Consider the following 16,875-nt stretch of genomic DNA (forward strand, 5'->3'; position numbering starts at 1 on the left):
CGGAGCGAAGGGAGCCTGAGTGCTATAATAAAAGGTTTCCAGCGGTTTGTTTTTTAAAGGGTTTTCCTAGCAAAGGCGAAAAGGCGATGCGATGGCAAAGACTAAGGACGCAACTGCGGGCGGAAAGAAAGCAACAGGCACGAACTCCAAGGAGCCGACCAGAAAGGTCACCGAGGCCAAGTTAGTTTCTTCCGCCAGAAAAGCGTCTGCCGTCAGCGTTTCACCCGTTGCCGGGAAGAAGTCCTCGACCATTTCTGCTGCGCGAGCGGAGCCGGTCAGGGCGGCGAAAGTTGTAGCAGTGCCGGCCACGAAGGGGTCGGGTGTCAGAAGCGCAAGGGAAGCGGCTGCCGCGCAGGACGATGCGGTAGTGCGCGAGGTTCCAGTATCCACGGTTCAACCGGCTGTTGTCCACCAGCCGCGAGTCGAGACTACAGCCGGTACGGCGAACTCCATGACGAAAAAGCTGAACGAAGTACCCGTCGATGACGACGCAACCCAAAGCGAAGAAAGCCCCGCGGCTGTTCCAGCCAAGGTGGAAAAGGCCAAGGCTCGCGACCGTCGTGCAAAGGAAAAAGCGCTGCTGAAAGACGCTTTCGCGTCGTCGCAGCCTGGCACGGTCGAGGAACTCGAGGAGCGCCGCTCCAAACTGCGCGCGCTGATCAAGCTCGGCAAGGAGCGCGGCTTCCTCACGTACGCTGAAATCAACGACCACCTGCCGGACAACTTCACCGAGACCGAGGCGATCGAAGGCATCATCAGCACGTTCAACGACATGGGCGTGGCGGTGTACGAGCAGGCCCCGGACGCTGAAACGCTGCTGCTGAACGACAACGCGCCGGCGGCTTCTTCGGACGACGAAGTGGAAGAGGAAGCGGAAGTTGCGCTGTCCACCGTCGACTCGGAATTTGGCCGCACCACCGACCCGGTCCGCATGTATATGCGGGAAATGGGCACGGTCGAACTGCTGACGCGTGAAGGCGAAATCGAAATCGCGAAGCGGATCGAAGACGGCCTGAAGCACATGGTGATGGCCATCTCCGCGTGCCCGACCACCATCGCCGACATTCTGGCGATGGCCGAGCGCGTCGCGAATGAGGAAATTCGCATCGACGAACTGGTCGACGGCCTGATCGACGCCAACGCGGAAGACGCGGACGGCTTCTCCGCGCAAGAAGCGGAAGCGATCGAAAGCGAAGACGAGGAAGTCGAAGAAGACGACGCGGAAGACGAGGAAGAAGACGACGGCACGGCGCAGGCCACGGCGAACGCAGCGCAGATGGAAGCGCTCAAGCGTGCGTCGCTCGAAAAATTCGCGATGATCAGCGAATGGTTCGACAAGATGCGCCGCGCGTTCGAGAAGGAAGGCTACAAGTCCAAGTCGTATTTGAAGGCGCAGGAAACGATCCAGAACGAACTGATGACGATCCGCTTCACCGCGCGTACGGTCGAGCGCCTGTGCGACACGCTGCGCGCGCAGGTGGACGAAGTGCGTCAGGTCGAGCGTCAGATCCTGCACACGGTGGTCGACAAGTGCGGCATGCCGCGTGCGGAATTCATCGCGCGTTTCCCCGGCAGTGAAACGGATCTCGAATGGGCCGACAAGATCGTCGGTGAAGGTCACGCGTATAGCGCGATCCTCACGCGGAATATTCCGGCCATTCGCGAACAGCAGCAACGCCTGCTGGATCTGCAGGCGCGCGTCGTGCTGCCGCTGAAGGACCTCAAGGAAACCAACCGTCAGATGGCGGCGGGTGAGCTGAAGGCGCGTCAGGCGAAGCGCGAAATGACCGAGGCGAACTTGCGTCTCGTGATCTCGATCGCGAAGAAGTACACGAACCGTGGTCTGCAGTTTCTCGACCTGATTCAGGAGGGCAATATCGGCCTGATGAAGGCGGTGGACAAGTTCGAATATCGCCGTGGCTACAAGTTCTCCACGTATGCAACGTGGTGGATCCGTCAGGCCATTACGCGTTCCATCGCGGACCAGGCGCGCACGATCCGGATTCCGGTTCACATGATCGAAACGATCAACAAGATGAACCGTATTTCGCGTCAGATTTTGCAGGAAACCGGTCTCGAACCGGATCCGGCAACGCTGGCCGAGAAGATGGAAATGCCGGAAGACAAGATCCGCAAGATCATGAAGATCGCGAAGGAACCGATCTCCATGGAAACGCCGATCGGCGACGACGACGATTCCCATCTGGGCGACTTCATCGAAGACAACAACACGGTTGCGCCGGCCGACGCCGCTTTGCATGCCAGCATGCGCGATGTCGTGAAGGACGTGCTCGACTCGCTGACGCCGCGCGAAGCGAAGGTGCTGCGCATGCGTTTCGGTATCGAGATGAGCACCGATCACACGCTCGAAGAAGTCGGCAAGCAGTTCGACGTGACGCGTGAACGCATTCGTCAGATCGAGGCGAAGGCGCTGCGCAAGCTGCGTCACCCGAGCCGTTCGGACAAGCTGAAGTCATTCCTCGAAGGGAATTGATCGAGGTTGGCGTTGGGTTGCAATGATGTAGCGGTTTGAAGGAGCCTCGCGGTTGTTTCGGCGGATCGAAGCGGTTGCGAAGGCTCCTTTTTCGTGTAGTATGTCGGCCAATCAAGGTTTTAGGGCCTCTAGCTCATGCTTGGTTAGAGCAGCGGACTTAGCAAGGACTCACCTAAACCTCGCAGCACGGCATGGTGAGTCGTGAATGGGTTGCCTTGGGGTAAGTTAGCTCTGCTCCTTGGTAGAACTGCTCAAATTCGGGGAACCCTCTGCTGCCCAGGCGGCGTGGCAATCCCGAGCGAAGCTCTCTTCGAGAGAACGTGTAGAGACTGAACGGGCAGGTCGTAAAGACAAGAGACAGTCCAGACCACAAACCCGAAAGGGACGGTGAAAACCGTAGCTGGTAAGCATAATCCGTTGGTGCCGTGTTCGACTCACGGGAGGCCCACCAAACAATTGAAAGCCACTCTTCGGAGTGGCTTTCTTTTCTTGGGCTCCACAACTTCGATGTAGAGCGTCCCGGCAAACGGGGCGGAGTCACGACGCCGACGCGATCGACGACTAGGAGTAAGCGCGAGACCTTTCGCTGCTTGATCACGCTTGCAACGCGGGAGGTGGGCACCCTCGCAGCCTTAAGGATGCATACGAAGAGCGATGACGTGGGCTCCATGGTCGGTTGCCTCGTCGTTGGCGGCAGGTGACTCGTGATGCCGTACACGCATATATGAAATGACATTCATGCCATTCACACGGCATGACCGTACGTCCAGAATTCTCCTCAAGCGGTTCGAGCCGCGTTCAACTGGAGAGCAGAATGTTTGCAATTACGGGTATCACGGGTCAGGTCGGGGGCGTTGTTGCTCGCTCGTTGCTTGCGGCTGGAAAGGATGTGCGTGCAGTGGTTCGTAGTGCCACAAAGGGCGCCGATTGGAGTAGCCAGGGTTGTGAAATCGCCATCGCCGAGATGTCCGACACGAACGCGCTGTGCGCGGCATTTTCCGGGGCCGACGGCGTGTTTATCCTGCTGCCGCCGAACTTCGATCCTTCGCCGGACTTTGCGGAATCGCGTCGCCTGGTCGGGACGGTGCGCGAGGCATTGAAACAAGCTAGTCCGGCGAAAGTGGTCTGCCTGTCGACCATTGGCGCCCAGGCTGAGCGGCCGAACTTGTTGCAGCAACTGAGCCATATGGAGCAGGAATTGGGTTCGCTGCCGATGCCGATCGCCTTCCTGCGCGCGGGCTGGTTCATCGAAAATGCGGCGTGGGATGTGGAGCCCGCCCGCACGGCAGGCGTCATCCCAAGCTTCCTGCAGCCGCTCGATAAACCGGTTCCGATGGTGGCTACCACCGATGTCGGCCGAGTCGCGGCGAGCATGTTGCAGCAGCAATGGTCCGGCAAGCGGATCGTTGAACTCGAGGGCCCGCGGCGCATCACCCCGAACGATTTGGCGAATGCGTTCTCGCGCTTGCTTGGCAAGGACGTACGCATGGAGACCGCGCCGCGTGATACGTGGGAAGCACTCTTCGAGTCGCAGGGCATGAAAAATCCGACCCCGCGCATACAGATGCTGGATGGCTTTAACGAGGGGTGGATCGAATTCGAGAGGCCCGACCAGACGATAAAGGGCACTGTGGCGCTGGAAACGGTGTTGCATTCGCTAATCGAACGGCTGCCCCTGTGAGCTTCAGCGGTCCGCTGACTGGATATGAACGTCCTGCTTCTCTAAAGAAGTGCTGCATGGTCGTTCAGCCAAGATGACAAGACCGTAATCCTGACGACGGGATCCGGTAACGGCGCGCGCGCTACGATCGGTCGCTCATCCTTATCGCTTCCAAGACGTGTGAAGTGGCGATGGGATGGGCCGATCAATCTACGCGCATAGAGCGACTCTGGAGCGTTTCCCATGCCATTCCGTCATCCCGTCGCCAGCGTGGCTGCGACGATCGTTATCACGCTGAGCCTGCTGGCAATCGGAGCGCTTCTGTTCGGTTTTTCGGGCGTGTACGACGTATCCGCAAGCTCGAAAGACAACCCGATCATTGCATGGATGTTGCACTCGACTTATGAGGCGTCGCTCCATCATCACGCGGGCAAAGACGTGCCGCCTGGCGATCTGATGTCGCTTAACAATATCAGGGCCGGCGCGCAATTCTACGATTCGACGTGCGCCGCTTGCCATGGAGTGCCAGGCAAACCGCTGAGCTTTATTGGACAGGGGATACAGCCGGCTGCACCTACGCTGCTGGCCGCCAGCCGCCGCAACAATCCCAAGCTGATGTTCTGGGTCATCAAGCATGGCGTGAACATGACCGCCATGCCGAGCTTCGGAAAGACACAATCCGACCGGACGATATGGCAAACGGCGGCATTTCTCTACGACGCACGGGGTATCACCCCGGAGCGATACGAGACGCTTGTCCACGGTTCGAAGTGAGGATTCGGCGGATGGTGGAACGCCGCGGTCAGGCGGAACGTTTCGCGCGAAACAGTCGTGTGTCAAGGCGCAGTGATACGGTGAAGTAACGCGAGATGCGAAAACTTTATCGGCTTGCAACATGCGTCTGGAGCGAAGCGAACGGAGCGGCCGCTCGAGTCCGCGGATTCGAAGTCCCAGCTACGCGCCGTGTTTCGGCCATGGCGTGGCACGTCGTTTGCATAGGGTCGGCTTCCAGACCGTATCGATAACGAGAACGACCATGCGCCCTGACCACACCGCGACTGAATACGCCCAGACTTCATCCTTGCTGGCCACGCCCCTGGAAGGCGCCGGCGAGAGCATGCCGCAACCTCAGATCAGCACGCTGGCACGCGTCACTTTCTGCTTTGCCTGGTTGTTCGGTCTTGAGCCGTTCCTGACCGGTTCGGGCGACGAACCGCCGCATTCGCGACTCGATCGCCATTGACATTTCGTCGCCGCGCGAGGTACGGGGACCGCACGAACGGACCTTGAAAATTTCGCCGCGCGACTGCGCAATTTCTACATTCGCACCTGGATCGCTCGAGCGCCCCTCGACCTCGGGAAGATTTGACCGCGGCACCCACAGCCGGGAATAGCCGTTGCGCGAGCAGGCTTGGGAGCCTTTCCCATCTCAGGACGCTTATCATGCAAACCGATCCCACCATCGACCCCGTCGCCGACCCGGCCAACCAGCCACTCGATGAACCTGGCGAGCAGCCGCGTCTATTGCCCGGCGTGCCGGCTGAAACCGACCCGCTTGCGCCGGGCGGTTCACCCGAAGACGAAGAGGCACTCCGACGGTCGCGAGGCAGACCATAAGTTCATGCTGGGCGGTAGCTAGGGAAACTCCGTGTCAAAAAAAGGCACGGCCGTGCCGTTAAATAAATTGGAAGGCTTTTGAAGTTTGCCGTCCGTTTTCAGCGCGGGTTTTGTCACGCGGCGGTTGGCGCCGCATTTCACCTCCGGGCAACACCCGTGCTGAAGACTTCCTTCATGCAACGGGTGAATCCAGAGCTCATATCAGAAGCTCTCTCTTTAGCCTGACCGGGAAGTCACCGGCCTCCTGAGAGCACGATGCCACCACGCCCGCAGGGCGCAAGTGCATTAAGGTCATCCGTGCGACGATCGCCAGTAGCGCCGCGGCTCACACGCCTGCGCGCGACGCATGCAACGTTCAGCGCGACCAGACTGCTTTAATGCATCGCATAAGAGCGAGCCATTAAATCCAATGCGTCGCCAACAGAAGTTAATGGCTAAATTCAGCGAGACTGATTATTCGCTTCCTCGATAAGCGACCGTATCCGTTGGATTAAGTTCCAGGCTTTCTATAATAAATTTATACCGGTTTGCATGCGGTGAGGCTATTGCCTCATTTTCGAGCAATCAAACGTCTCGTATTTCTGTCTTGGTCCGACCCGATTACGTCAGGCGTATTAAACCCTGTTGCATACACACAACTGGCAATATTGAAAAGTTGCAAATTACTTATGACTAAAGCAGGTGCGACAGGCCCCCAATTTCACGATAAGTAATTAAAAAACAAAGACTTAATGCTTATCGCGATTTCATTGTTGCGGATTCTGAAAAATCCTGTTGTGTGAATTGCGAACATCCCTATCAGGGTGTCCCCCTACACTCACGCTTCGTTTCAAGGGTGCCCGACCGATCCGAAACGGGGTCGGTGAACAGGGCGGCAACGGGTGCGAAGCGCGCGTTGCCGAGGCAGGTCCCGCTCCCCGCGTAAATTTATCGAACAGGAGTCCCACGCATGAAAAAGAGTCTCATCGTCGTTGCGGTTGCCGCATCGTTCGCTTCCGTCGCTCACGCTCAAAGCAGCGTGACCCTGTATGGTCTGCTGGACGCTGGCCTGACGTACACCAGCAACGTGAACCACAACTCCAAGTGGGCAGCCGGTAGCGGCGGCATCAACCAAAGCATGTTCGGTCTGCGCGGTTCGGAAGACCTGGGCGGCGGTCTGAAGGCAGTTTTCACGTTGGAAAGCGGCTTTAACATCAACAACGGCAAGTTCGCTAACAACAACGGCATGTTCAACCGTCAAGCGTTCGTCGGTCTGTCGAGCGCGCAATTCGGTACGGTCACGCTGGGCCGTCAGTACGACGCAGCTCAAGACTACCTCGCACCGCTGACCGCAACGGGCAGCTGGGGCGGTACGTACTTCGCGCACCCGTTCAATAACGACAACCTGAACACGAACGGCGGCTACGCAGTCAACAACTCGATCAAGTACTCGAGCGCTAACTACGCTGGCTTCACGTTCGGCGGCACGTACGGCTTCTCGAACCAGGCTGGTGCATTCGCAAACAACCGCGAATACAGCATCGGTGCTGCATACCAGTGGCAAGGTCTGCGTTTGGGCGCTGCCTACGCACAGCAGAACAACCCGGGCGCCGGCAACAACGGTGCTTCGGATAGCTCGTACGTCAACGCGCTGGCAGGCAACGTCGGCAACTTCCGTCAACGTGAATTCGGCGTTGCTGGTTCGTACGCCTTCGGCCCGGCTACCGTCGGTCTGGCATGGACGCAATCGCGTTCGGACAACTTCACGGCTGGCCAGCAATCGCTGCGCGCTAACAACTACGAAGTCAACGGCAAGTACAACGTGACCCCGGCTCTGGGCCTGGGCGTGGCTTACACGTTCACGGACGGCAAGGGCTACGGCGTTGGCGCGAACGGTGGTTCGGAGTCGGTGCGTTACCACCAGATCGGCCTGCAGGCTGACTACTCGCTGTCGCGTCGTACGGACGTCTACGCTCAAGCCGTGTACCAGCACGCAATGGGCGACGGCGGTGTCGCTTCGATCTACAGCGGCGACATCACGCAACTGCCGTCGTCGTCGAAGAACCAGACGGCTGCTACGGTCGGTCTGCGTCACCGCTTCTAAGCTTCAACAGAAGCCGGTTGTACAAAAAGGTGCCGTTCGCGGCACCTTTTTTTATGCGCGGGCGGATTCGAGGGCCGGCCTGTTTTAGATGTCGTCTCGCATGTTCTGACGACTGCGCTCGCCATCTGACAAGAATTAACCTTCGCGAACGCGTGCTTGGGTTAGTCTCAAATCCATTGATGGATAGACCCTATTTCGTGACGGCGTCGGCACGTGTGCCCCGGCTGCGCTTTCTTACTGCATGAATACTTCCGCTTCCAGGTGGCAGCCTCATACGCCGCCCAATTGCGATCTTACCGACGAGCAGTGGCGTCGCATCGTGCCGCTGCTGCCCGAAATGAAGAAGCAGGGACCCCGGCGCGGCCGTCCCAGCATCGATATCCGCTGGGTGGTGAATAGCGTGATGTGGGTGCTGCAGGCGCGCGCGCCATGGAGTGCGATGCCGCAGTGCTACGCGCCGTACCAGACGGCGCATCGCTACTATCTGCGCTGGAAGAAATCGGGTGTGCTGGCGAACATCGTTCTCACGCTGTTCGAGAACGATACGATTCTGGAGCGGCCTGTCACGCGCCGAAGCGGTGTGCGTGCCGCTTAGACCGCGGCTTCGCGACTGCAAACACAAAGGCTGCCACCGGGTTCCCGGTGACAGCCTTTTTCAATTGCAGCAGTTTGTGGGTCTCTACGTCCGTGGCCCGATTACGCAGGTTGCGCGACCCTGAACACGGCGACGGCATCTCGCAGCCGGTCGGTCTGCTCATCGAGCGAACCGGCCGCGGCCGCAGCCTGCTCCACGAGTGCGGCATTGCGTTGCGTCACGTCGTCCATCTGGCGAATCGCGAGATTGACTTCGCCGATACCCGAGCTCTGTTCCTTCGAAGCCGCCGAGATCTCGTTCATGATGGCCGTCACGCGGCGCACCGCGTCGACCACCTCGCCGATCGTGCTCCCCGCCTTGCCCGCGAGCGCCGAGCCTTCGCCGACTTGCGCGACCGACTGATCGATCAGCACCTTGATCTCCTTGGCCGCTGTCGCGCTGCGCTGTGCGAGATTGCGCACCTCGCCCGCGACCACGGCGAAGCCGCGCCCTTCTTCACCGGCGCGCGCGGCTTCCACCGCGGCGTTCAGCGCGAGGATATTGGTCTGGAAGGCAATCCCCTCGATCACGCTGATAATCTCGCCGATCTTGCTCGAACTACCGGTGATACCCGCCATCTTCTCGACCACGTCGTTGACCACCTGACCGCCGCGCGCGGCGATGTCCGACGCGTCGCGCGCCAGTTCGGACGCCGTCGCCGCATTGTCGGCATTCTGCGTGACGGTCTTGGTGAGCTGGTCCATGCTGGCGGCGGTCTGCTGCAACGAAGCGGCCTGTTCTTCGGTACGGCTCGACAGATCCAGATTGCCCGCGGCGATTTCCTTCGAAGCGGTGGTGATCGTCTCCGCCGAGGTCTTGATGCGCGCAACGGTCGATGCGAGTTGATCGCGCATTTCACGCAGCGAGAACAGCAGGCTCGACGTGTCGTCGCGGCGCAGGTCGATGCGGGTGGCGAGATCGCCGCGAGCAATCTGCGTGGCGATCGCGGCCGCCGTGGCCGGCTCGCCGCCAATCGAGCGCGACACGTTGCGCACCACGCGAGAAGCGACGAAGGACACGAGCACGCCCAACACCACCAGCATGCCCGCCGAGCGCGTGAGCGTCGTGTAGAACTGTGCCTGAATGTCGTCCATGTAGGCGCCGGCGATGAAGTCCCAACCCCACGGGCCGAAGCGCTTCACATAGCCGATTTTTTCGCTGGGCGCCGTTTCGCCGGGCTTCGGCCACCAGTAGCGCAGGTAGCCGGCGCCGGAGGCCGAGCCGCCGGCATGGGCGATGTCTTGATACAGCGCGTTGCCTTTGGCGTCGCGAAAGCCGCTCATGTCCTTGCCATTCAGCTTCGGGCTCATGGGGTGATCGATCATGACCGAATCGCTGCGCACGAGCGTCACGTAGCCGGATGCGCCGTAGCGTTGCGCATGGACGCGGGCAATGGCCTGCTGCTTCGCTTCATCGACGGAGAGCTTGCCGGCGTCGGCCTGTTTCGCGTAATCCGCGACAATTGACGTCGCCATGTCGGTGATGTCGGCCAGATCCCCGCGCCGTGCCTCCATTTGAGCATTGCGCGCCTCGTACGCGTTCACGACGGTCACGATCAGGAGCGCGGCCCAGCACAGCAGCAACGGCACCCACAGTTTCTGTTTCAGTGTCAGACGGTTCATTATCGGATTCGACAATACGTTGAGCTCGGAATAGGGACGGCTGCAATCTGCGCTGCATAGCTCCATAACGGCGCGCGCGGCACTTTCTTGATCCGGTTGCTCAAAAAACGGGCTGACGAGCGAAACGGCCGCGGGTCGGCGGCGCTCCAAAGATGGCGTGGCCAAAGGGCTGGCCGCGTGTTGGCGCTAGATCTGCTCCCGGCCGAACGCGCTCAGGCGGTCGAGGTCGAGCACATGGATCTGGTTGTACGAGAGGCGCAAAATCTGCAGTCGCTCCAGGTTTTGCAGCGCCTGATTGATCCGCTGACGCGAAACGCCTGCCAGCAGCCCGACCTCCTCCTGCGAAATGGCCAGCGTGCGGCCGGTATCGGGATAGAGGTCCGGATTGAACAGTTGCGCGAGCGACTGTGCGACGCGCGCGTCGACGTCGAGCAGCCGGCTATTCTGGATCGAGGCGATGAATTCGCCCATGCGGTTGTTCAGTTGCCGGATCACGAAACCGGTGAACGGCAGGCTCGACTCCAGCAGCGCGTGAAACGTGTCCGACGGCACGAACATGACGAGCGAAGGTTGAATCGCCGCAACGTCGTATTTGCGCAGTTCGCGCTTGATCACGCTGCCTTCGCCGAACCAGCCGCCGGGCGGAACGCCGGAGAGCGTGCAACTGCGTCCGGAGGCGTTATAGATGGCCAGCTTCAGGAGGCCGGAATGCACGCCGATCCAGTAATCCGACGGCTCCTGGCGGCGCGCGATCCACGCGCCGCCTTCCAGATGCTCCGCGTGCGCGCTCGCCACCACCATGGCCTGATGCTCCGGGGCGAGCGCCCGAAACCACGCGCAAGTGGCGAACAGACCCGGCAGGTCGGCGCGCGCGACCCGTTCCAGCCGGTTCGGACGGGCTTCGGCGGGAGCGGTGAGCGAGGCGTCGGTCATGGCGGATGGCGGGATCGATAGGGACTTATTGATCGAATCGAGGTTCGAAAGCGCCAAGGCGTGCCACTCTGTCATTTGAATGACAGACAGTTCACCATGACCCTTGTTAACCTAGTTTACCAATGAGAATAGTTGACGGCGCGGCGAGCGCCTCAGGAGACAACGCGATGAAGCATATGTTCGAAGCAGGCCTTGAGCGCCGTGAGGCCAATTATGTCCCGCTGACGCCGATCGATTTCATCGTGCGCGCGGCAGAAGTCTACGGTGAGCGGCCGGCGGTCGTCCACGGTGAGATTCGCCGCAACTGGCGCGAAACCTACGAACGCACCCGGCGTCTGGCCAGTGCGTTGGCGCGTGCGGGCATCGAGCGCGGCGATACGGTCGCGGCCTTGCTGCCCAATATTCCTCCGATGATAGAAGCGCATTTCGGCGTACCCATGGCCGGTGCGGTGCTCAACACGCTGAACACCCGGCTCGATATTTCGTCGCTGCTGTTCATGCTGCGCCACGGCGAGGCGAAGGCGCTGATCGTCGATACGGAATATGGCGAGTTCGCGCATCGCGCCGCGCTGGAATTCCCGGATCTGCGCGTCATCAGCGTGGCGGACGCCATGCCCGCCGACCCCGATCAATTTATCCGCGCGACCGACTACGAAGCGTTCGTCGAATCCGGCGACCCCGAATTCGCGTGGACCACGCCGGGCGACGAGTGGGGCGCCATTGCGCTGAACTACACGTCGGGTACGACCGGGGATCCGAAGGGTGTGGTGTACCACCATCGCGGCGCCTATCTGAATGCGTTGAGCAATATCCTCGAATGGGACATGCCCAAGCACGCGGTCTACCTCTGGACCTTGCCGCTCTTCCACTGCAACGGCTGGTGTTTTCCGTGGACAGTGGCCGCGCGCGCCGGTGTCAATGTCTGTCTGCGCAGATTCGATGCGAAGACGGTGTTCGATCTGATTCGCCGCGAAGGCATCACGCATTACTGCGGCGCGCCGATCGTGCAGAGCGCGCTCGCGAATGCGCCGGTCGAATGGCGTGAGGGCATCACGCACCGCGTGTCGACGATGGTGGCGGGCGCGGCGCCTGCGCCGGCCGTGATTGCGAAGATGAAGGAGATCGGTTTCGATCTCACGCACGTGTACGGACTCACCGAGACCTACGGGCCGGCTGCGGTCTGTGCGAAACAGCAAGCGTGGGACACGCTCGACGACGCCGTGCGCGCCGAACTGAACGCGCGCCAGGGCGTGCGCTATCACCTGCAGGCAGCGGTGACCGTGCTTGATCCGGAGACGCTCGCACCCGTTCCCAACGATGGCGAGACGATCGGCGAAATCATGTTTCGTGGCAACATCTGCATGAAGGGCTATCTGAAGAACGAGCGCGCGACGGAAGCGGCCTTCGAGGGTGGCTGGTTCCATACCGGCGATCTCGGCGTGCGCATGCCCGATGGCTATATCCGCATCCGCGATCGCAGCAAGGACATCATCATTTCAGGCGGCGAGAACATCTCGAGCATCGAGGTCGAAGACACGCTGTATCGTCACCCTGCGGTCGCCGTGGCGGCCGTGGTGGCGATGGACGATCCGAAATGGGGTGAGGTACCGTGCGCCTTCATCGAACTCAAGGAGGGCGCTCAGGTGAGCGCGGAAGAGATCATTGCGCACTGCCGGCTCTTCCTTGCGGGATACAAGTTGCCGAAAGCGGTGCGCTTCGGCGAATTGCCGAAGACGTCGACGGGAAAAATTCAGAAGTTCGAACTGCGCGCGCGTATCAAGACAGAGCAAAACCAATAGCGTAGTCACGCGCGCGATGCAAAAAGGAGTGGCGTGCCGAACGGCACGCCACTCCTTTTTTGTTCATGCCGCGAGACAAGCGCCTATCCGCACACGGACGACGTGCGCCTCATCGCGCAGGCTCGCAGGCCGATCGCGAGTTTAGCCGCGCGTGTCGACCCAGTGACGAGCCCAGCGTGCCGAGTGCTGCAAGGCCTGTTCTTCGTTCGTGAAGTAATCGAGCGAATAGAACTGGTAGCGCCCTTCGGCACGTGCGCTGTCAGCGCGTTCGAGTAGCAGATTGGATGAAAAAGTGCCATCGGGCAAACGGTGCGCCGAGGGTTTGACGGCATAGCCGTTGTAATGATGAATGTGTGTATTGTGCATTTTATTTTTTAATAATAGTCGAGTGCGCGCCTGCCTTGCGGACCCCCTTGTACGGGTGCGCGGCCAAGCTGATTCAAGCCATTGCGAGCCGAATCCTGACGCAGTCGGAAAGCGAAAAAACGGGCGTTGAAGCCGGAGGGGAGAATGAGGTGCAACGAGGCGTTTGGCGCTTAGGCGAGCTGCTTGTATTCCATGCGGCTCAAAGCGATCGCGCCAACTGTGGGAGGCAAACGCTCCGCGAAGATGTCGCTGCAGCCCGATGTCCGTTGCCGGACACCGAGCCCTTCAAACTTACATCGGCTTGATGTTAGCCGCTTGCAGACCCTTCGGGCCTTGCTTCGTTTCGAAGCTCACTTTCTGATTCTCAGCCAGCGTCTTGAAGCCGTCGCCGCTGATTTCGGAGAAGTGCGCGAACAGGTCGTCGCCGCCCTTGTCCGGAGTAATGAAGCCAAAGCCTTTGCTGTCGTTGAACCACTTAACGGTACCGGTATCCATAAAGAATCCTTGAGGTAAAAATAGAAAGATGTGCTCAGTGAAAGAGCGCGTGAAGCATCAAGGAGGGAGAGGACAACGAATACCGCTTAGAGAGCGAGACATTGATGAACAGCAATCGAACTTCTTGAACTTCGGATGTCACAGTAACCGTCGGGGCTGTCAGCGTCAACATTTAACTTGTAACTGTTTTGGCGGGCGCCGGGAAAAACCTGCTTCCGACACGCCGAAGAAGTTCGGTTCCGGGCTCGCCGTGTCGCGCGACACGGCGAGCGGTTCAAGCGGCAACGCGTGTCAGATGCCCACTTTGTGTGCCGTGAGGATCAGGCGCAATCCAAGCGCGGCGACTGCGCTCGCGGCGACGCGATCGACCCAGGCTTTCCACGTCAGGTAGATCTCGCGCGGCCGCTTGCTCGAAAAGCACAGCGCGACGACGGTGTACCAGCCGGCTTCGATGGCGAAGATCGCAGGCGGCAATGCGAAGTAGCACCACAACGGCGGATGTTGCGGCAACAGGGCAGCGAAGATACTGCCGTAATAGACGGCTGTCTTCGGATTACTGAGCTGTGTGCTCAAGCCGATCCAGAAAGATTTGCGGGCATTGGCCGGGACGGCTTGCGTCGTCTCGAAGGCGAGGGGTTTGGCGGCGCCGCGCCAGATCTTCGACGCAAGGTAAATCAGATAGAGGCCACCCCCCACTTTCAGGCCGACGTAGAGCCATTCGACACTGGCCAGCAAGGTGTAGAGGCCGAGCAGCGCGATGCCGCTGAAAAACACGCCGCCCACACCCATGCCGATCGCGGTGGCGAGACCATCGCCGCGTGATAGCCCGATCGCATTGCGGGCGACGATGACGAAGCTCGGTCCCGGACTCATCGCGCCTAACAGCAGTGCGGCGAGAATGGTGATGATGGCGGTTGAAGCAGACATGTCGAGCGTCTCCTTGGCGCGGGCGTGATAGTCAGTGGAACATAGCATGAAAGGGCGGAGTTCCACGTTTACTATCGACTCATTTCCCATCGATCAGTCTTACCGTTTGTGCGCGCGGTCTTGATGCCGCAGATAAAACATCACCAATTGAAAAGCCCCGCATCGGAGGCTAATAGTCCATTGCTGCAAGCGGACGAAATGGGATGCTAGAATTACTTTCCATACGCTGAAGCAGCCCTGAACCACGGGGCGCAACACGAGCGCAATTCGATCCAGTTGCCGGCGAATTCCCCCTGATCCAGGATTTATCGGGCATGATTTTCAGGTGCGCGTGTTCGCGCGCGGAAAAAGGCATCGTAAGTCCGATTTGCACTCGCGCCATCTTAATCACGCATAGGCTTCGCGTTGTTTAGCGAAGCCTTTGGTTTATCTAACGCAAGCATGATTAGCCGCGATACAGGTACGTTATGAAAGAGCGAGAAGAACAACGGCTGTTCGACCTCGACGGGAATGCGCGTGAGCGCCTGATCGTGTGGATCCGCCGACGCATGGATGAATACGGCATTACGTTGGAAGCGCTTGCCGAAGCGATCGAAGCCGATGTGGCCGCGACCCGGGCCGTCATGTATCGCGACGCCTACGGCCGTACCTGGGACGGTCACGGCGATAAACCGGACTGGCTCGCGCGCGCCATTTACGCCGGACAGAACATCGATCATTTCCGTTGCTAGGCGCGGTGCGCGGAATTCGCTCGCCGATTGCTTCGGCATTGCTTCGGTAATACAAGATCAAAAAAAAGCCCGCGCAAGGCGGGCTCAACTACTCGGAGTTTCACGATCCAGTCGCTAGAAGGATCAAGCTCAGTGTATGTGAAAGCAATATGAAAGTGTAGAGAAAACCGCGTCACAGGTCGAAAAAGACGGTTTCCTTGTCACCCTGCATGTAGATGTCGAAGCGGTAAATGTTCGCTACATTCGGCTCGCGGCGCGCGATCAGCGTGCCGCGGCGGTCCGCGGGCACCGTCGACAACACCGGGTCCTTCTCATTGGCGGCGGCTTCGTCCTCAAAATACACGCGCGTGAACGTGTGCAACAGCATGCCACGCATGGTGACGACCACGTTCAGATGCGGTGCTTCGTCCGGACCGGCGCGACCGGGCTTCACCGTTTCCACCACAAAACGCTTGTGCGGATCCGTACCGGTGCCGACGCGCGCGAAGCCACGAAAGCCGGTCTTCAGGATTTCCTCGCGCGACTCCGGGAAGCGGCCGTTCGCATCCACTTGCGACACTTCGAGCATGGCGTCGCCGATGACCTTGCCGTCGCCGTCGAACACTTGACCGACAATCGTGATGTGCTCGCCGGCCGCTTCGCGATCAGCGAGGACGGGCGTGAACAGGCTCTTGAAGTCGAAATCGTATTGCTGCGGGCACAGACCGTAAGCGAAGTAGGGTCCAACCGTTTGCGAGGGCGTTTGCTTGAGGGTGGTCATGGCTTAGCGCTCCATCGGAGTTTCGTTGCGGCCGCGCAGCACGATGTCGAAGTCGTAGCCGAGCGCATAGGCTTCTTGCGTGGTGTCGAGCGAAAAATTCGCGATCAGGCGGTCACGGGCATGCTCGGGCGTACCCTGGAAGATCGGATCGAACGCCAGCAGCGGGTCGCCGGGAAAGTACATCTGCGTGACGAGGCGTGAGCCGAAGTGGTCGCCGAACAGCGAGAAATGGATATGGTTCGGACGCCATGCGTTCGGGTGGTTGCCCCACGGGTAGGCGCCCGGCTTGATCGTCAGGAAACGGTAGCGGCCTTCGTTATCCGTGATGCAGCGGCCCGCGCCGAGAAAATTCGGGTCGAGCGGCGCGTCGTGCTGGTCGGCCTTGTGCACATAGCGGCCGGCGGCATTGGCTTGCCAGATTTCGACCAGCGTGTTGCGCACCGGGCGGTTGCCCTCGTCCAGCACGCGGCCCGTCACGATGATCCGCTCGCCAAGCGGTTCGCCGTTGCGCACGGCGTTACGCGTCAGATCGTGATCGAGCGCGCCGAGGTCTTCGGTGCCGTAGACCGGCACGTGCTGATCGCGCAGCTTTTCCTTTAGCGGAATCAGAGGACGCGTCGGGCCGCGTTTGACCGACGAACCGTAGCCGGGATAGATGTATGGGGGATGGGACGCGAAGTCCCGCGCGGTGAGAAAGGAATCGTCCACCAGTGTCTCCTTGGAAGATTTGTGAATTGCAACTTGATGGAAGGAC

General features: G+C 60.0%; 17 protein-coding genes. 9 read left to right on the top strand and 8 right to left on the bottom strand.

The window, feature by feature from the left end:
• Window positions 1–66 precede the first annotated feature (66 nt).
• Window positions 67–309, bottom strand: a complete 243-nt coding sequence (locus tag CJU94_RS42600; protein ID WP_425272204.1) for a hypothetical protein — start codon at window positions 307–309, stop codon at window positions 67–69.
• On the opposite strand from CJU94_RS42600, the gene rpoD reads away from it, so the two are divergent.
• From rpoD to CJU94_RS29595, 7 genes are all read left to right on the top strand, one after another.
• On the top strand, window positions 299–2,494 hold the full coding sequence (gene rpoD / locus CJU94_RS29570; RefSeq protein WP_425272205.1) for an RNA polymerase sigma factor RpoD: 2,196 nt from the start codon (window positions 299–301) through the stop codon (window positions 2,492–2,494). The two genes, CJU94_RS42600 and rpoD, sit on opposite strands and share 11 nt — an antisense overlap.
• A gap of 814 nt (window positions 2,495–3,308) precedes the next feature.
• Window positions 3,309–4,175, top strand: a complete 867-nt coding sequence (locus CJU94_RS29575) for an NmrA family NAD(P)-binding protein (RefSeq protein ID WP_095422126.1) — start codon at window positions 3,309–3,311, stop codon at window positions 4,173–4,175.
• A 249-nt stretch (window positions 4,176–4,424) separates the two neighbouring features.
• Window positions 4,425–4,928, top strand: a complete 504-nt coding sequence (locus CJU94_RS29580) for a c-type cytochrome (RefSeq protein ID WP_244221008.1) — start codon at window positions 4,425–4,427, stop codon at window positions 4,926–4,928.
• Window positions 4,929–5,190: 262 nt separating this feature from the next.
• Entirely contained in the window at window positions 5,191–5,397 is a 207-nt protein-coding gene (locus CJU94_RS29585; protein ID WP_167397580.1) for a hypothetical protein, read from the top strand.
• 200 nt (window positions 5,398–5,597) lie between these two features.
• Window positions 5,598–5,771 carry a hypothetical protein gene (locus CJU94_RS41475; protein ID WP_167397581.1) on the top strand — a complete coding sequence of 58 codons (174 nt, stop codon included), beginning with the start codon at window positions 5,598–5,600 and terminating at the stop codon, window positions 5,769–5,771.
• Between the two features lie 949 nt (window positions 5,772–6,720).
• Window positions 6,721–7,854: a porin gene (locus CJU94_RS29590; protein ID WP_095422128.1), complete on the top strand. Its 1,134-nt coding sequence runs from the start codon at window positions 6,721–6,723 to the stop codon at window positions 7,852–7,854.
• A gap of 241 nt (window positions 7,855–8,095) precedes the next feature.
• On the top strand, window positions 8,096–8,449 hold the full coding sequence (locus tag CJU94_RS29595; RefSeq protein WP_095422129.1) for a transposase: 354 nt from the start codon (window positions 8,096–8,098) through the stop codon (window positions 8,447–8,449).
• A gap of 101 nt (window positions 8,450–8,550) precedes the next feature.
• Here CJU94_RS29595 and CJU94_RS29600 read toward each other — a convergent pair whose 3' ends face one another.
• Together CJU94_RS29600 and CJU94_RS29605 are read right to left on the bottom strand one after the other, a co-directional pair.
• Window positions 8,551–10,110 carry a methyl-accepting chemotaxis protein gene (locus CJU94_RS29600; protein WP_095422130.1) on the bottom strand — a complete coding sequence of 520 codons (1,560 nt, stop codon included), beginning with the start codon at window positions 10,108–10,110 and terminating at the stop codon, window positions 8,551–8,553.
• Window positions 10,111–10,296: 186 nt separating this feature from the next.
• Window positions 10,297–11,100, bottom strand: coding sequence for a Crp/Fnr family transcriptional regulator (locus CJU94_RS29605; protein WP_425272206.1), 804 nt, complete (start codon window positions 11,098–11,100; stop codon window positions 10,297–10,299).
• A gap of 110 nt (window positions 11,101–11,210) precedes the next feature.
• On the opposite strand from CJU94_RS29605, the gene CJU94_RS29610 reads away from it, so the two are divergent.
• Window positions 11,211–12,842 (top strand): acyl-CoA synthetase, encoded by a 1,632-nt coding sequence (locus tag CJU94_RS29610; protein WP_095422132.1) that lies wholly within the window; start codon window positions 11,211–11,213, stop codon window positions 12,840–12,842.
• A 141-nt stretch (window positions 12,843–12,983) separates the two neighbouring features.
• On the opposite strand, the gene CJU94_RS29615 is transcribed toward CJU94_RS29610, so the two are convergent.
• From CJU94_RS29615 to CJU94_RS29625, 3 genes are all read right to left on the bottom strand, one after another.
• Window positions 12,984–13,208 carry a hypothetical protein gene (locus CJU94_RS29615; RefSeq protein WP_095422133.1) on the bottom strand — a complete coding sequence of 75 codons (225 nt, stop codon included), beginning with the start codon at window positions 13,206–13,208 and terminating at the stop codon, window positions 12,984–12,986.
• A 291-nt stretch (window positions 13,209–13,499) separates the two neighbouring features.
• Window positions 13,500–13,703 (bottom strand): cold-shock protein, encoded by a 204-nt coding sequence (locus tag CJU94_RS29620; RefSeq protein WP_007178877.1) that lies wholly within the window; start codon window positions 13,701–13,703, stop codon window positions 13,500–13,502.
• A 291-nt stretch (window positions 13,704–13,994) separates the two neighbouring features.
• A complete protein-coding gene (locus CJU94_RS29625) occupies window positions 13,995–14,630 on the bottom strand; it encodes a LysE family translocator (protein ID WP_095422134.1) in 636 nt (211 codons plus the stop codon).
• Window positions 14,631–15,097: 467 nt separating this feature from the next.
• Here CJU94_RS29625 and CJU94_RS29630 point away from each other — a divergent pair, with 467 nt between their 5' ends.
• The gene (locus CJU94_RS29630; RefSeq protein ID WP_095422135.1) at window positions 15,098–15,361 is read left to right on the top strand and encodes an H-NS family nucleoid-associated regulatory protein; all 264 of its coding nucleotides are present in this window, start codon (window positions 15,098–15,100) and stop codon (window positions 15,359–15,361) included.
• A 172-nt stretch (window positions 15,362–15,533) separates the two neighbouring features.
• On the opposite strand, the gene pcaG is transcribed toward CJU94_RS29630, so the two are convergent.
• Both pcaG and pcaH read right to left on the bottom strand, forming a co-directional pair.
• Complete coding sequence (pcaG, locus tag CJU94_RS29635; RefSeq protein ID WP_095422136.1) at window positions 15,534–16,121, bottom strand: protocatechuate 3,4-dioxygenase subunit alpha; 588 nt, start codon at window positions 16,119–16,121, stop codon at window positions 15,534–15,536.
• Between the two features lie 3 nt (window positions 16,122–16,124).
• Entirely contained in the window at window positions 16,125–16,829 is a 705-nt protein-coding gene (gene pcaH / locus CJU94_RS29640; protein ID WP_095422137.1) for a protocatechuate 3,4-dioxygenase subunit beta, read from the bottom strand.
• Between the last annotated feature and the right edge of the window lie 46 nt (window positions 16,830–16,875).

This window comes from Paraburkholderia aromaticivorans, from assembly GCF_002278075.1.
Taxonomy (GTDB): Bacteria; Pseudomonadota; Gammaproteobacteria; order Burkholderiales; family Burkholderiaceae; genus Paraburkholderia; species Paraburkholderia aromaticivorans.

Excerpts from the sequence above, each read along its gene's own strand:
- CJU94_RS29575 (WP_095422126.1), top strand. The coding sequence starts at position 3,309 with ATGTTTGCAATTACGGGTATCACGGGTCAGGTCGGGGGCGTTGTTGCT.
- CJU94_RS29585 (WP_167397580.1), top strand. The coding sequence starts at position 5,191 with ATGCGCCCTGACCACACCGCGACTGAATACGCCCAGACTTCATCCTTG.
- CJU94_RS41475 (WP_167397581.1), top strand. The coding sequence starts at position 5,598 with ATGCAAACCGATCCCACCATCGACCCCGTCGCCGACCCGGCCAACCAG.
- CJU94_RS29590 (WP_095422128.1), top strand. The coding sequence starts at position 6,721 with ATGAAAAAGAGTCTCATCGTCGTTGCGGTTGCCGCATCGTTCGCTTCC.
- CJU94_RS29595 (WP_095422129.1), top strand. The coding sequence starts at position 8,096 with ATGAATACTTCCGCTTCCAGGTGGCAGCCTCATACGCCGCCCAATTGC.
- CJU94_RS29600 (WP_095422130.1), bottom strand. The coding sequence starts at position 10,110 with ATGAACCGTCTGACACTGAAACAGAAACTGTGGGTGCCGTTGCTGCTG.
- CJU94_RS29610 (WP_095422132.1), top strand. The coding sequence starts at position 11,211 with ATGAAGCATATGTTCGAAGCAGGCCTTGAGCGCCGTGAGGCCAATTAT.
- CJU94_RS29615 (WP_095422133.1), bottom strand. The coding sequence starts at position 13,208 with ATGCACAATACACACATTCATCATTACAACGGCTATGCCGTCAAACCC.
- CJU94_RS29620 (WP_007178877.1), bottom strand. The coding sequence starts at position 13,703 with ATGGATACCGGTACCGTTAAGTGGTTCAACGACAGCAAAGGCTTTGGC.
- CJU94_RS29625 (WP_095422134.1), bottom strand. The coding sequence starts at position 14,630 with ATGTCTGCTTCAACCGCCATCATCACCATTCTCGCCGCACTGCTGTTA.
- CJU94_RS29630 (WP_095422135.1), top strand. The coding sequence starts at position 15,098 with ATGAAAGAGCGAGAAGAACAACGGCTGTTCGACCTCGACGGGAATGCG.
- pcaG (WP_095422136.1), bottom strand. The coding sequence starts at position 16,121 with ATGACCACCCTCAAGCAAACGCCCTCGCAAACGGTTGGACCCTACTTC.